Source organism: Martelella mediterranea (assembly GCF_021021415.1).
GTDB classification, from domain to species: Bacteria; Pseudomonadota; Alphaproteobacteria; order Rhizobiales; family Rhizobiaceae; genus Martelella; species Martelella mediterranea_C.
Genome location: NZ_JAINWJ010000019.1, coordinates 60,708 through 74,828, shown reverse-complemented (window position 1 = coordinate 74,828; position 14,121 = coordinate 60,708). Strand labels below are relative to the sequence as shown.

The 14,121-nt window shown below is 60.4% G+C and carries 12 protein-coding genes and 1 pseudogene; 12 read left to right on the top strand and 1 reads right to left on the bottom strand.

What is annotated here, in order from left to right; genetic code table 11:
- Nucleotides 1–110: 110 nt before the first annotated feature.
- The 6 genes and pseudogenes from K7H91_RS13475 to K7H91_RS25835 form a co-directional block, all read left to right on the top strand.
- Nucleotides 111–1,364 carry an ABC transporter substrate-binding protein gene (locus K7H91_RS13475; protein ID WP_230720787.1) on the top strand — a complete coding sequence of 418 codons (1,254 nt, stop codon included), beginning with the start codon at nt 111–113 and terminating at the stop codon, nt 1,362–1,364.
- A gap of 73 nt (nt 1,365–1,437) precedes the next feature.
- Complete coding sequence (locus K7H91_RS13470; protein ID WP_230720786.1) at nt 1,438–2,364, top strand: carbohydrate ABC transporter permease; 927 nt, start codon at nt 1,438–1,440, stop codon at nt 2,362–2,364.
- A gap of 23 nt (nt 2,365–2,387) precedes the next feature.
- Complete coding sequence (locus K7H91_RS13465; RefSeq protein ID WP_230720832.1) at nt 2,388–3,248, top strand: carbohydrate ABC transporter permease; 861 nt, start codon at nt 2,388–2,390, stop codon at nt 3,246–3,248.
- A 28-nt stretch (nt 3,249–3,276) separates the two neighbouring features.
- Entirely contained in the window at nt 3,277–5,211 is a 1,935-nt protein-coding gene (locus K7H91_RS13460; protein WP_230720785.1) for a glycoside hydrolase family 127 protein, read from the top strand.
- A 2-nt stretch (nt 5,212–5,213) separates the two neighbouring features.
- Nucleotides 5,214–6,311, top strand: a complete 1,098-nt coding sequence (locus K7H91_RS13455) for an ABC transporter ATP-binding protein (RefSeq protein ID WP_230720784.1) — start codon at nt 5,214–5,216, stop codon at nt 6,309–6,311.
- A gap of 339 nt (nt 6,312–6,650) precedes the next feature.
- Nucleotides 6,651–6,801 (top strand): annotated as a pseudogene (locus K7H91_RS25835) (helix-turn-helix domain-containing protein); the annotation flags it as partial.
- 219 nt (nt 6,802–7,020) lie between these two features.
- Here the strand turns inward: K7H91_RS25835 and K7H91_RS13450 are convergent.
- Nucleotides 7,021–7,935, bottom strand: coding sequence for a LysR family transcriptional regulator (locus K7H91_RS13450; protein ID WP_230720783.1), 915 nt, complete (start codon nt 7,933–7,935; stop codon nt 7,021–7,023).
- Between the two features lie 92 nt (nt 7,936–8,027).
- Between K7H91_RS13450 and K7H91_RS13445 the strand changes: the two genes are divergently transcribed.
- The 6 genes from K7H91_RS13445 to K7H91_RS13420 all read left to right on the top strand — a co-directional run bounded on the left by K7H91_RS13445 (nt 8,028) and on the right by K7H91_RS13420 (nt 14,039).
- Nucleotides 8,028–9,554 carry a sulfatase gene (locus tag K7H91_RS13445; RefSeq protein WP_230720782.1) on the top strand — a complete coding sequence of 509 codons (1,527 nt, stop codon included), beginning with the start codon at nt 8,028–8,030 and terminating at the stop codon, nt 9,552–9,554.
- A 35-nt stretch (nt 9,555–9,589) separates the two neighbouring features.
- A complete protein-coding gene (locus K7H91_RS13440) occupies nt 9,590–10,912 on the top strand; it encodes an extracellular solute-binding protein (RefSeq protein ID WP_230720781.1) in 1,323 nt (440 codons plus the stop codon).
- Nucleotides 10,913–10,977: 65 nt separating this feature from the next.
- Nucleotides 10,978–11,916, top strand: a complete 939-nt coding sequence (locus tag K7H91_RS13435) for a carbohydrate ABC transporter permease (protein WP_230720780.1) — start codon at nt 10,978–10,980, stop codon at nt 11,914–11,916.
- Nucleotides 11,916–12,743 carry a carbohydrate ABC transporter permease gene (locus K7H91_RS13430; protein ID WP_230720779.1) on the top strand — a complete coding sequence of 276 codons (828 nt, stop codon included), beginning with the start codon at nt 11,916–11,918 and terminating at the stop codon, nt 12,741–12,743. Before K7H91_RS13435 ends, K7H91_RS13430 begins: the two co-directional genes overlap by 1 nt.
- A gap of 67 nt (nt 12,744–12,810) precedes the next feature.
- Nucleotides 12,811–13,869 carry an ABC transporter ATP-binding protein gene (locus K7H91_RS13425; protein ID WP_230720778.1) on the top strand — a complete coding sequence of 353 codons (1,059 nt, stop codon included), beginning with the start codon at nt 12,811–12,813 and terminating at the stop codon, nt 13,867–13,869.
- Nucleotides 13,869–14,039 (top strand): hypothetical protein, encoded by a 171-nt coding sequence (locus K7H91_RS13420; protein WP_230720836.1) that lies wholly within the window; start codon nt 13,869–13,871, stop codon nt 14,037–14,039. The genes K7H91_RS13425 and K7H91_RS13420 overlap by 1 nt, the downstream gene beginning before the upstream one ends.
- Nucleotides 14,040–14,121 lie beyond the last annotated feature (82 nt).

Here is a 14,121-nt window from a genome sequence, read left to right as displayed (position 1 = left end):
GCCCCATCAGTGCGAGCTACCGGATTGAAGGGGAGGAACGCGCATATTGCGCAAACGTTAGCTCAGCTCAATTCGGGCTGCTGCGTGGGATCAAATGGGAGGTAATTGGAATGAGACTCAAGGTTTTACTCGGCGGCATAGCCATCGCTGCCATCACCCTGCCGGGCCTTGCCCGGGCGGAGACATTTTCGCTCTGGACGCGCGCCGACAGTTCGGTTTTCATGCCGAAGCTTGTCGAGGCCTTCAATGCCAAGGGGGGCGATCAGGCCGAACTCCAGATCGTGCCTACGGCCGAACTGGTGCAGAAATATGCGGTCGCGTCGGCCGGCGGCTCGCAGCCGGACGCGCTGTCGCTCGACCTGATCTACACGCCAGCCTTCGCCGAGGCCGGGCAGTTGAAGGACATGACCGCGTTCGCCAAATCGCTGCCATTCTACGACAGCCTGTCGAAGGCTCATCTGAGCGTCGGCACCTATGACGACAAGATCTATGGCCTGCCATTCTCGGCAGATGCCTCGGTGCTGATCTGGAACAAGAACCTGTTCAAGGAAGCCGGCCTCGATCCTGAAAAGGGACCGCAAAACTGGGCAGATATCCTGACCGACGCCAAGGCGGTCAACGCGCTTGGCGATGACACCTATGGCTATTACTTCTCGGGTAATTGCGGCGGCTGCAACATCTTCACCTTCACCCCGCTGATCTGGGCATCGGGCGGCGACATCCTGCAGGATGACGGCACCAAGGCGACGCTTAATTCGCCCGAGGTGAAAGAAGCGATCGAATTCTATCGCGGCATGGTCATGGATGGCCTGGTGCCGGCCGGTTCGCAGACCGACGGCGGCATGAACTTCTTCGCCGCATTTGCCGGCGGCAATATCGGCATCACGCCCTCGGGTTCGTTCGCGATCGGCGCGCTCAACAGCCAGTATCCGGATCTCGACTACGGCGTGACCTACCTGCCGGGGAAGGACGGAGGCTGGTCGTCATTCGCGGGCGGCGACAATTTCGTGGTCTCCGCCAAGACCAGCGACGCGAAGCTCGCGGCCGTCGAATCCTTCCTTGAATTCGCCTATTCCCTGGAAGGACAGAAGATCCTCGCCCAGAACGGTTCTCTGCCCGTGCGTGACGATATTGCCGAACAGGCGCTCGAGGGGCTCGATGCGCGCTACCTGACGGCGGCGAAAGCGATGGCCAAGGGCAAGACCCCGTATTCCACGGTGTTCAACGACATCATCAATTCGACCCAGAGCCCCTGGACCACGATGCTCAACAAGGCGTTCTTCGCCAAGAGCGACGAGGCGGTGCAGAAAGCGATCGACGAGGGCCAGAGCGAGATGCAGTCGATTATCGACGCATCGCGCTGACGCCAGCCTCACAGGCGGTCTCCGCCGGCAGCGGCGGAGACCGCCCGCTCTTTCGCTTTGAGAGGATTTTCCCATGTCTGACATCGTAATGGCGGAGGCCGCTCAGCCGACACCAAAGAAGCGACGGCGGCGAAACCGGCAATGGACCGGCCTTCTCTATGTGCTCCCAGCGCTGGCCCTGGTCGCCATGTTCTTCATCGTGCCGCTCTGCATGACGGTCTGGATGTCGCTGCACAAATGGCCGCTGATGGGCGTCCCCCGCTTCATCGGCCTTGCCAATTACGAGCGGCTGTTGTCCGACAAGAACTTCTGGTCCTCAATGTGGTTCACCGCCGAATATACGGTTGTGGTGACCGTGGCCCTGCTCGGCATCGCCCTCGGCCTGGCGTTCATCGTCCAGGGACAGGGGCGGGCGATCTCGGCGTACCGGACCATCTATTTCCTGCCGGTGGTCACCGGCTTCGCGTCGGCGGCACTGCTCTGGTCCTGGCTCTCCAATGTCGACACCGGCCTGTTTTCACCGCTGCTCGAAGAGCTAGGCCTGACCGAGGGACGGATCAACATCCTGGCCAATTTCACACCCGCCTTTTGGTCCGTCATCATCATGGTCGTCTGGAAGATGTCCGGCTTCTTCATGGTCATCCTGATGAGCGGCCTGCAGTCGATCCCGAGCGATTATCAGGAGGCCGCGCGGATCGACGGCGCGAAATGGATGCAGCGGTTTCGCTACATTACCATGCCGCTGATCCGCAAACCCTTCGCGCTGGCGCTGATCCTCTGCGTCTCCGGCTCGATGCTCGCCTTCGACCAGTTCTACATCATCCTGAACGGCGGCCCGCACGGGCAGACCGTGACGGCCGTCTACGAAATCTTCAATGAAAGCTTCGTATCCTTCCGCCTTGGGTATGGCGCGGCGCTCTCCATGGTCCTGCTGGCCGTGCTGCTGGTGCTGAGCGTGCTGCAGCTTGTGCTCCTGAGTGACAGGGGAGATAAGCGATGAGCGCAGCCACGCTCGATCCAACCATGGCTGCGGCACCGACGCGCCGGGGCCGGTTCCGCTTTCATCGCCTGATCTTTCATGTGACGGCGGCACTCGTTGCCGCGCTGTTTCTGGCACCCCTGGTCTGGTGCATCCTCGCAAGTTTCCGCTCGCCCGCCGAATCCGGCAAGCCACCGCTGCCGCCATGGCCGACCGATGGCTTCAGCCTGTCGAGCTATGTCCGGCTCGAGGGTTATGGCCAGTCGGTTCTGCACTATATCGGCAATTCTCTGTTCGTCGCGCTCGGCACCGCAAGCCTGACCATTCTGGTCGCGATCCTCGCGGGATACGGGTTTTCGCGCTTCCGCTTTCCGCTGCGCGGTGTGGTCTTCATCCTGATCCTGTCAACGATGATGGTCCCGTTCCAGTCGATCCTGACGCCGCTGTTCCTGCTTCTCGCCAAACTCGGCCTGCAGAACAAGCTCGTCGGGCTGGTGCTGATCTACACCACGCTCCAGCTTCCCTTCTCGGTGTTCATGATGCGCAATGCATTCGATGCCGTGCCGAAGGAAATAGAGGAGGCCGGGCGCATGGACGGCGTCAAGGGCGTGCGGATGCTGGTCCAGGTCATGGGGCCGCTGGTTCTGCCGGGTGTCGTCACTGTCGGCCTGTTTGCCTTCCTCAACGCCTGGAACGAGTTCCTCGCCGCGCTGGTACTGCTCACCGACCAGACCAAATTCACCCTGCCGGTGCTGATGACGTCGGTCCGCAGCGGCCGGTTCGGCTCGATAGACTGGGGCACGGTTCAGGCCGGCGTCACGGTGATGATGATCCCCTGCATGATCCTGTTTCTCATTCTTCAACGCTCTTACATCCGCGGCCTGACGGCCGGCGCGGTCAAGTAACCCTATCGCTTCAGGAAAGGATTTTCCGATGAACGACAGAGCTCCAACCCAAATGATTGACGTATTGACGCCGAGGTCCAAGTTCCGTCCGCCCGCAGTAAACCAGATTAACGTCGGAGGCTTCTTTGGCCCGCAGATCGACATGATCGCCACCAAAACGGCCAGGCTTCTGTTCGACCGCTGTATCGAAGCCGGCATGCTCGATCAGGTCGATCCCGACCGGCCCAATCCAGGTCTCAAGATTCCCTATCAGCACGGAAATACGGTCACGACGCAGATGTTCTGGGATTCCGATTTCGGCAAGAGCATTGAAACGGCAGCCTATGCGCTCAACCGGAAACGCGACGCGGAACTTGAAGCCCGGATCGACGAAGTGGTTAATGCCTATGCACGCTTGCAGGCCGATGACGGCTATCTCAATTCGTTCTTCCTGCGAATTGAACCTGGCACGCGGTGGGCAAATCTGCGCGATCAGCACGAGCTCTACAATGCTGGTCACCTGATCGAAGGCGCCGTCGCTTATTATCAGGCAACGGGAAAGCGGAAGCTCCTCGACATCATGTGCCGCTACGCGGATCTGATCGACCGAACTTTCGGTCCGAAGGCCGATCAGAAGCACGGCTATCCCGGTCACCCGGAACTGGAACTGGCGCTTGTAAGGCTTGCCCGCGCCACCGGTGAGCAGCGTTATCTTGACCTTGCCAAGTACTTCGTCGATGAGCGTGGTCAGCAGCCGCATTATTTCGATGCGGAGGCTGTCGCCCGAGGTGGATCGGCGGGAGATTTCCACTTTGGGAATTACGAATATTGCCAGGCGCACAAGCCGGTGCGCGACCAGCGTGAGGTCGTCGGCCATGCAGTCAGGGCGGCCTATCTTTATGCCGGAATGGCCGACGTGGCCACCGAGTTTTCCGACGAAAGCCTCGCCCCGGCCCTTGAGGCGCTTTGGTCGCATCTGACCGACCGCAATCTCTATGTCACCGGCGGCTTGGGTCCTTCCAAAGACAACGAGGGGCTTACCTTCGACTATGACCTTCCGAACAATACGGCCTACGCAGAGACCTGTGCTTCCGTTGCCCTGGTGTTCTGGGCAAGCCGCATGCTGGGCCGCGCGCCCGATGCCCGGTTTGCCGATGTTATGGAGCGGGCGCTTTACAACGGCGCGTTAGCGGGCCTGTCCGCGGACGGCACGCATTTCTTCTACGATAATCCGCTGGAAAGCTACGGCGACCACCATCGCTGGCGCTGGCACCGCTGCCCCTGCTGCCCGCCCAACATCTCCCGCCTGATCGCCTCGATCGGTACCTATTTCTATGGCGTGGCCGAGGATGAACTGGCGCTGCACCTTTATTGCCAAAATACCGCCGAGTTCGAAATTGCCGGCGCCAGAATTGGCGTGGAGCAGGAGACGGTTTATCCGCAGGACGGCCGGATCACGGTGACGCTGACACCGGAGACACCTGTTGAGTTCATCCTTTCCCTGCGCGTCCCGGGATGGGCTAAGGGCTTTTCACTCGCTGTCAACGGTGAAGTGTCCGATGCAAAGCCCGAAAAGGGCTATCTGCGCCTCCAGCGTCGCTGGGCGGCGGGCGACAGGGTTGAACTGGCCCTGCAGATGGAGCCGGAAATGCTCTACGCCCATCAGAAGGTCGCGCCCGACCAGGGTCGCGTCGCACTTCTGCGTGGCCCTCTGGTCTATTGCGTGGAGGAGACCGACAACAAGGCCCCGCTCAACGCCTATGTTGTGAAAGACGGCGCTCGCGTGCGCCTTGATCATGCCGAAGGGCTTGGCGATGCAGTCGCGCTCGAGATCGAGGCTATTTTCGAAAGGCAGCCGACCGATGCGCTATACGTCACAACGCCGCCGGAGCGGAAATCCGCCAGCTTGAAAGCCATACCCTATTATCTGTGGGACAATCGCGCGCCGGGCGCAATGCTGGTCTGGCTGCGAAGGGAGGCATGACCATGAGCCAGGCAGAACGACTAAAGCCGGATCGCAATCCATCGGGACTGGCGCTCAGACGGGTTTCCAAGTCCTTCGGGGCCGTGCAGGTCATCCATGATGTCGACCTGGACATAGAAGGCGGCGAGTTCGTCGTCTTCGTCGGCCCGTCAGGCTGTGGAAAGTCGACCCTTTTGCGGCTGATCGCTGGCCTTGAGGATGTCACGAGCGGGGACGTGCTGATCGCAGGCACGGATGTGACCGATGAAGACCCGTCAGACCGCGGCATCGCAATGGTTTTCCAGACCTATGCGCTCTATCCACACATGAGCGTGGCCCAGAATATGGGCTTTGGCCTCAAGGTCGCCGGGCGACCGAAGGCGGAGGTCGAGGCCAAGGTGCGACGGGCTGCCGATATCCTGAAATTGACGGACTATCTCGACCGCCGGCCCGGCCAGCTTTCCGGCGGCCAGCGCCAGCGTGTTGCCATCGGCCGCGCAATCGTGCGCGATCCGGAGATTTTCCTATTTGACGAGCCGCTCTCCAATCTCGATGCGGAGCTCAGGGTCGGCATGCGCATCGAAATCGCCCGGCTGCACCGCGAGCTCGGCAATACGATGATCTACGTCACCCATGACCAGACGGAAGCGATGACGCTCGCCGACAAGATCGTCGTGCTGCGCGGCGGCTATATCGAGCAGGTGGGCTCACCGGCGACGCTTTATGATGACCCCGACAACATGTTTGTCGGCGGTTTCATAGGCTCGCCAAAGATGAATTTTCTCGATGGCGTCATCAAGGGCGACCATATTGAAATCGCTGGCGCCACGCTGCCCTGCCCGAAGCTTGAAGCCAAGCCTCAGGACGGAACCCGCGTTTCAGTTGGCATTCGACCGGAGCACTGGCAACCAGCGAGGGGTGACGAAGACGGACTTCCGTTCACGGTTGATTTCGCTGAATTTCTCGGCGGCTCAAGCTATCTCTACGGCACAATCGGCGGAACAGCTTGCACAGTGGAGGTGGACCGAACCGAAATCGTTGAAGCTGGCTCCACCCTGTCACTGCTTGTCCAGGCCGAGCATGTATATGTATTCGATGAAAACGAGTCCCGGATACGATAGACGAACTGACGCGCGGCCTTTGTAAACGGGGTAGAAACGGCGAACAGATCGTTAGCCGCGCCCAATATGCGAGCACGTAGGAACCATCAAGGTACTGAACGCAAGCAAGATAGAGGTTGCGCGGGCGGCTTCCAAAGAGCACCCGTAGACTGTGAGCCACGCACCGCTGTCTTCTTTTGTGCCGAAATGCTCTGCCGCGATCCCTCGAAAAGCTGTGCCCCTCGCAGTCTCGCCGCGCCCAGGGATCAAACGATCCCACAAGTTGTGAGCTTATCGAGAGATAGCTGACATTTAATACGGGTCACATGGTTTACACATCATGCATTTGGGGGAACTCGAATGCCTTGGAAAGAGTGTAGACCAATGGACGAACGTCTCAAATTCATAGCCCGGCTGCTTGCAGGAGAGCAGATGGCGCCCCTTTTGCCGCGAGTTCGGCATATCGCGGGTCACCGGTTACAAGATTTACGATCGCTACAAGGAATGTGGCCATGTCTGAAAACCGTGTTGGCCATGCCGCCATCAGCCGATCCCAAACGTCTTCGGCCGCCGCCCGGGCCGCATGTGGCACCGATGCTGAATTTGCTGAGACAGGCGCTGCCGGAAGTCGGGCTTCGGGCGGACATGGAGGACAATTGCGCAGCGCCTTATCGATTCTAGTGTTTTGTCGCCGATGGGGTGATTGACGATCACTCCAGACATCCCGCCTTTAGCGAGGACCGTTCGTCGCCCTGAACTCGTCCAGAAAGCCCAGAAGCGTCCTGAACGGTGCGGCATGGGTCAGCGTCTTGCGATAATAGATCGCCGTTGGAAACTGATAGAGCGGCTCATCGAGCGGCAATACCTTGATATCGGGTCCCGAAAACCGCTCCAGGAACGGCCGCGCGATGAAGGCGACATAACGTCCGCTGCGCACCAGTTCCAATGTCGCCAGCAGGGACTTGGTCTTCACCGCGATGTTGAGGGATCGCCCGGCCTTCTGCTCGATGCGGTTCAGGACGCGATCGATCAGTTCGATGTCGTCCTGATAGATCACCACCGGCGATTCAAAAACGTCGTCGAGCTTGACGCTTTCCCACTTCGACAACGGCGACGGCAGGCCGCAGGCAACGGCAAAATCCACCGTCACCAGGGTGGACCTGACAAAACCTTCCTCCTGAAAGGTCGCGTTGTCGGAACCGAAGACAACGTCGGCGCGCCCGTCCCTCAGCGCCGCCAATGCCTTCGCGCTCACCGCGATATCGAGATCAACCTCAAGTTCCGGATACTGCTCCTGCAGCCTGCGGATGATATCCGGCAGGTAACAATAGCCCCAGGCCATGCCCGCCGAAATTCTGAGCGCTCCGATCCTGCCCGTCGCCAGATCGCTGATCTCCTCCCGCGCCAGCGCCAGTTCATCCAGCATGCGGCGCGAGCGAACATAAAGCCGCTCCCCCATCGGGGTAAGCACAATGCCCTTCTGGGTGCGTTCGAACAGCCTGCAGCCGAAGATATCCTCGATGTTTTGCACCGACTGCGTCAGCGCCGGCTGCGACAGGTTAAGGTTCTGCGAGGCTCGTTTGATGCTGCCGGCGTCGCTGACGGCGACGAAGCGGCGTGCAAGTTGGATATAGGTATCCTGCATATCGGTTTTCCCAATACCAATTTCAAAATTGATATTAGTCACGAATACCACATAAGGCTACTGATCCCCTCAGGAAATCTGGGAGGACATGTATGCGAGCGATCTTCTGCCTGTTCGATTCGCTGAACAAGACGGCCATCGAAGCCTATGGTCTGGGATCTGTGAAGACCCCGAATTTCGATCGGTTTGCGGAACGCTCCATCGTATACGACAATCACTATGTCGGCTCGCTGCCCTGCATGCCGGCCCGCCGCGACCTGCACACCGGCCGCATGAACTTCATGCACCGAAGCTGGGGGCCGCTTGAGCCGTTCGACAACTCGTTTCCCGAACTATTGCGCAAGGGCGGCATCTACAGCCATCTCGTGACCGATCACCTGCATTATTTCGAGGATGGCGGCGCGACCTATCACAACCGCTTCACCAGCTATGACTTCATTCGCGGACAGGAATACGATCCCTGGAAAGCGATGGTCGAGCCGCCGCTGGAGCGCTTCCGGGAGATCTATGCCAACAAGCATTATCCCTTCGGCGAAGGCGAAAAGCCGCAAGGCCGCGCCGCGGTGCGCTTCCAGCATGCGATCAACAACACCTTCATTACCGAGGAAGAGGATTATCCGGGGCCGCGCTGCTTTGCCTCGGCTTTCGATTTCCTCGACGTCAATCACAAGGCCGACAACTGGCTGGTGATGCTGGAATGCTTCGATCCGCATGAGCCGTTCCGCGCGCCGGACCGGTTCAAGGAGGCCTACAAGACCGGTTGGAACGGCGGCGTTCTCGACTGGCCGCTTTATGCCAAGGTCAATGACAGTCCCGAGGAGATCGCCGAAATCCGCGCCAATTATGCCGCGCTCGTTGCCATGTGCGACGAGTATTTCGGCAAGCTGATCGACTATATGGACGAGCACGACATGTGGAAGGACACGGCGCTGATCGTTTCGACCGATCACGGCCTGCTCCTTTCCGAACATGACTGGTGGGGCAAGAACCTGCAGCCCTATTACCAGGAGCTCGCGAATATTCCGCTGATGGTTCATGACCCGCGCGCGCCGGAACGCGCGGGAACCCGCTCCGGCCGGCTGACCCAGACCCATGATCTGATGCCGACGCTGCTCGACCTGTTCGGGCTGGATGTCCCCGAAGAAGTTTGCGGACGTTCGGTGCTTGCCGATAATGACGAACACGAGGTCGCGATCTACGGCATGTTCGGCGGGCCGATCGGCATCAATGACGGGCGCTACGCCTATTACATCTATCCCGACGATCTCTATGCGCCGGGTCTTTACGAATATACGCTGATGCCCTCGCATATCCGTGCGCCCTTCAGTTCCGAGGAGATGAAAACCGCCGAGCTGCGCGCGCCCTTCGGCTTCACCAAGGAGATGCCGGTTCTGAAGATCGACGCGCTGATGAATGCGGCGCGCATTCCGATCCATGATGGCGAGGCGTTTCAGGATATCGGCACGCGGCTCTACGATCTTGAGGGCGATCCCAAGCAGGAAAATCCGTTTCGCGACGATGCCGTTGAAAGCCGTCTCAGGGCCGCGCTTTGCCGCGTTCTGGCCGATCATGACTGCCCGGAAGAGATTTACACGCGTTACGGGCTCGCGCCGGCATAGCCGGAAAACACTTACAGGACCAAAGGGAGGAAAAAATGGGACTGTTCTCGATCTCAAGAGCCGGATGGACCGGCGCCATCGGCCTCGCCTCGCTGATGGCGAGCACCACGCTTTCCGCGCATGCCGCCGAGCCGATCACCATCCTGATCAACAGCTCGCCATGGTATGCGGGCTTCGAGGCGGTAGTGGACCAATACGAGAAGGACACCGGCAATACCGTCGAAATCGACCGGACGCCCTATGGCGGCCTGCTTGAAAAGGCCCGCAATGCCGTGCGCGGCCAGGAAAGCCCCTATGACCTCGTCAATCTCGACAATGGCTGGGTGGTCGAGTTCTATTCAGGCGGGTTTCTGACGCCGTTCAACGACATCGATCCTGACTTCAAGCTGCCCGAGGAGGCGATCACGGCGGGCGGTTCGATCTACTGGAACGAGGACAAGCAGTGGCCGACCCCCGATGGCGGCAAGCTGATGGCATTCAGCCCAAATGCCAACGCGCATCTGTGGTACTACCGCACCGACCTGATCGACACGCCGCCGGCAACCTATGACGATGTGCTGGCCAATTGCGCCGAACTCAACGATCCGCCCGACATGTATGGCGCGGTGCTGCGCGGCGAGCGCGGCAACCCGATCCGCTTCGCCTTCACATCGCATATGCTCGCCTATGGCGGCTCGATCCTGAAGGACCCCGAAAACGGCGACTTCACGGTCACCTTCAACAGTCCGGAAGTGCTTGAGGCGCTGAACATGTTCCTCAGGATCAACAATGACTGCAGCGTCGACAATCCGGGCTCCGTCGGCCAGAGCGAAATGATCCAGCTGACGGTGACGGGCAAGGCCGCACAGGCCGGAATCGTTGTCGCGGCCCAGGCGCAGATGGACGACCCGCAGAAATCGATCGTGGTCGACAAGATCGGCTATGCGCCGATGCCCTACCCTGCCGGCGGCAAGCCCGCGGGCGTGTTCGGAAGCTGGCAGATGGGCATTCCGAAAAACATTTCGGATGAACGCAAACAGGCGGCGCTTGAATTCGTCGACTACTTCATGAGCGCGGATGCGCAGCAGCTCTACGCCGAGGCCGGCGGCATTCCGGTGCGCTTCGACACTCTGCGCGGGCCGTTGTCCGAGGACGCCAAATATCGGTGGATGGAGCCTTACGCGACCGTTGCCGAAAACGCGTCCCAGGTGCTGCTCTACAAGGAAGGCGCGCAGGTGGAGGAGGTGATCGGCCTCAGGCTGAACCAGGCGCTGATCGGCGAGTTGACGGCCGAAGAAGCGTTGAACACTGCAGCTGAGGAAATCCACGACATCCTCGAAAAATCCGGCCGCAAGACCGGCATGCTGAAGCCACTCTAAATACGTAAAGCCAAACAGAAATCCGGGGCCGCCATGGCGGCCCCGCCCTTTCGCCGGAGTTCTGCATGTCGCACAAGACACAGCCACGCTCGCATATTGGCAGGACAGGCCCGTTCGAGCCGTTATGGGCCTTCATCGACCGCCATTTCAAACTGCTGGCGATCCTGCCCGCCGCCGCGTTCTTTCTGGCGCTGAGCGTGTTTCCGCTGATCGAACTGTTTCAGATGGCGGCTTCGACGATCACCTTCGAAGGTGGCGAACTGGTGCGCACGCCGGCGCTTCTGGAGAATTTCGCCAAGCTCGCCGACGACTGGGTTTTCCGCCGGGCGATGGGCAATACGCTGATCTTCGTGCTGGTGGCAACCGCCTTCGAGATGGCGTTCGGATTTGCGCTGGCGCTGGCCGTGAGCGAGATCGTGCGCGGCCGCGGGCTGGTGCGCACCGGCATGCTTTTGCCGATCCTCATTCCACCGGTCGCCATCGGCAATATGTGGCGGCTGATGTATAATCCCGAATTCGGCGTCATCAACTGGCTTTTCGGGCTGGTCGGCATTCCGCCGCTGGACCTGCTCGGTTCCACGGGCACCGCGCTGATCGCCGTCATCATCGTCGATATCTGGCACTGGACGCCGCTGGTATTCCTGATCCTGCTTGCGGGCCTTGAGGCGCTGCCGGAGGAGGTCATGGAAGCCTCCTCCATCGATGGCGCAAGTTATGCCCAGAAACTGCGCCATATCGTCATTCCGCTGATGTGGCCGGCGCTGATGGTTGCCTTCATCTTCCGCTCGATCGTGGCCTTCAAGGTGTTCGACCAGATATATCTGCTGACCTCGGGCGGTCCCGGCACGGCCACGGAAGTCATCAGCCTTTACGTCTACAAGGTGTTCTTCAAGCAGAACCAGCTTGGCTACGGCGCGCTGATCGCCCTGATCACGATTGCCATCGTCTGTGCCTATCTCGGCGCATTCGCACTGGCGCAGCGTCGACTGGCGAGGACGCGCTGATGGTCCGGAAACCTGTAAAGAACGCGGCAATCTGGGCGCTGGTGGCCTTTGCGCTGCTGCTCGTTGCAGCGCCCTTCCTCTGGATCGTCGCCGTTTCGCTCAAATACCAGATCGCGATCCTGATGGGGCAGTTCCCGTTCGAGGCGACGTTCGCGAACTATCAGCAGGTGCTGTTCGGCCGCAGCTCGGACTTTCCGAAGAACCTCCTGAACAGCCTGATCGTCGGCGTGGTCAGCACGGTCATCGTGCTCGCGATCGGCACGCTCGCGGCCTATTCGCTGGCGTGGCGGCGCAGTTCCGGCATGTTCAGCGCGATCTTTCTGGCCTGGACGCTGATCTTCAACATCGTTCCGCCGATCACGCTTGTCGGCCCGTGGTATGTGATGTTCCGCCAGGTCGGCCTGTTCGATACGCTGACGGCGCTGGTTCTGACCCACATCGTCATCAACCTGCCCATGACCATCTGGCTGATGATGGCGGCCTTCGACAATATCCCGAAGGATCTCGAACAGGCGGCGATGATTGACGGATGCCGGCGCACGACGGCGTTTCGCAAGATCCTGCTGCCGCTGGTCGTGCCGGGGCTCATTGCAGCCGGGCTGCTCGCCTTCATCTTCTCGTGGAGTGAGTTCTCGATCGCCCTCAATCTGACCGCCAAGGACACGATGACCGTGCCCGTCGCGATTGCGGCCTATGCGGGACAATATGAAATCCAGCATGGCGAAATGGCCGCCGCCTCGGTGCTGTCGGCGCTGCCAGCGATCGTGCTGATGTTCCTTGGCCAGCGCTTTATCGTGCGCGGCCTGACCGCCGGTTCGGTGAAGTAGAGTTTAAACGCATTTTCGCGGACGTCAGGTGGTGCCACCTGACTGCGAAATGCTCTGGGAGACAAGAATGTCCACTGTCGAGCTTCAGTCCATTTGCAAGAATTTCGGCCGGTTCCAGGCCCTCAGCGATATCAACCTGTCGATCGCCGAAGGCGAGTTCGTGGTGCTGGTCGGTCCTTCCGGCTGCGGCAAGTCCACCCTGTTGCGCATGATCGCGGGGCTCGAGACCATATCGTCAGGCACGATGAGGATCGGCGGCGAGGTGGTCAACGACATGGAAGCGCGCGAGCGCGATATCGCGATGGTGTTCCAGTCCTATGCGCTCTACCCGCATTTCAGCGTTGATGAGAATATCGGCTTTCCGATGAAGATTCGGGGCGAAAGCGGCGAAGCGCTCGCCACCCACGTCGAGGAAACCTCGAAGACGATCGGCATGGATGCGCTGCTCCATCGCCGGCCCAGGGACCTTTCGGGCGGCCAGCGCCAGCGGGTGGCGATGGGCCGGGCGATCATCCGCGATCCGCGCGTCTTTCTCTTCGATGAGCCGCTTTCCAACCTCGACGCCAAGCTGCGCGTGGAAATGCGCCACCAGATCCGCCAGCTCCACCGCAGGCTCGGCTCGACCTCGATCTACGTTACCCACGACCAGGTGGAAGCGATGACGCTGGCCGACCGGGTGGTGCTGCTGAAGGATGGCGAGGTCCAGCAGGTCGGACCGCCGATGGAACTCTACACCCGGCCGGCCAACACATTCGTCGCAGGGTTCATCGGCTCGCCGGAGATGAATTTCATCGACGCGCGGATCGAGCAGCGTGACGGCAGGAAGACCTGCGTCCTTGCCGACGGGCGAGCTGCCGCCGTGACAAATCTGCCGGAGGGACCGGTGACACTTGCCATACGTCCGGAAGACCTGGCCCTCTCAGAAACCGGCATTGCCGGCAGGGTTTACGATATCGAGGTGCTCGGCTCCGAAACGCATGTGGAGGTTGATATCGGCGGAACAATCGTAACATGCGCGCCCCGCGGGATCATGCCGCTCCGGCTAGGCGAGACGGTCCACATCACGCCCACCCGGGACAAACTGCATTTTTTCGACAAGCAGTCCGGAAAACGCCTCGAGGCGTAGTGTCCCCTTCCCTCAACCCGACACCCGGCGGCGAGACGCTGCTTGTCTGGGGCGCATCGTCGAGCGTCGGTAGCAATGCGGTGCAACTTGCGACCGCCTCGGGCTACGCGGTGATTGCCACGGCTTCCCCCGCAACCATGACCTGGTTCGAAACCTCGGCGCCGCACTGAAGGGCAAGAGGCTTGTCGGCGCGTTCAATGCCACCGGCAACCATGCGGACACCTATGCCGTTCTGCGCCGCAGCGAAGGCCG

Bases quoted from the DNA above. Each gene is read 5' to 3' on its own strand.
- K7H91_RS13430 (WP_230720779.1), top strand. From the start codon at position 11,916: ATGGTCCGGAAACCTGTAAAGAACGCGGCAATCTGGGCGCTGGTGGCC.
- K7H91_RS13445 (WP_230720782.1), top strand. From the start codon at position 8,028: ATGCGAGCGATCTTCTGCCTGTTCGATTCGCTGAACAAGACGGCCATC.
- K7H91_RS13455 (WP_230720784.1), top strand. From the start codon at position 5,214: ATGAGCCAGGCAGAACGACTAAAGCCGGATCGCAATCCATCGGGACTG.
- K7H91_RS13450 (WP_230720783.1), bottom strand. From the start codon at position 7,935: ATGCAGGATACCTATATCCAACTTGCACGCCGCTTCGTCGCCGTCAGC.
- K7H91_RS13440 (WP_230720781.1), top strand. From the start codon at position 9,590: ATGGGACTGTTCTCGATCTCAAGAGCCGGATGGACCGGCGCCATCGGC.
- K7H91_RS13465 (WP_230720832.1), top strand. From the start codon at position 2,388: ATGGCTGCGGCACCGACGCGCCGGGGCCGGTTCCGCTTTCATCGCCTG.
- K7H91_RS13435 (WP_230720780.1), top strand. From the start codon at position 10,978: ATGTCGCACAAGACACAGCCACGCTCGCATATTGGCAGGACAGGCCCG.
- K7H91_RS13460 (WP_230720785.1), top strand. From the start codon at position 3,277: ATGAACGACAGAGCTCCAACCCAAATGATTGACGTATTGACGCCGAGG.
- K7H91_RS13470 (WP_230720786.1), top strand. From the start codon at position 1,438: ATGTCTGACATCGTAATGGCGGAGGCCGCTCAGCCGACACCAAAGAAG.
- K7H91_RS13475 (WP_230720787.1), top strand. From the start codon at position 111: ATGAGACTCAAGGTTTTACTCGGCGGCATAGCCATCGCTGCCATCACC.
- K7H91_RS13425 (WP_230720778.1), top strand. From the start codon at position 12,811: ATGTCCACTGTCGAGCTTCAGTCCATTTGCAAGAATTTCGGCCGGTTC.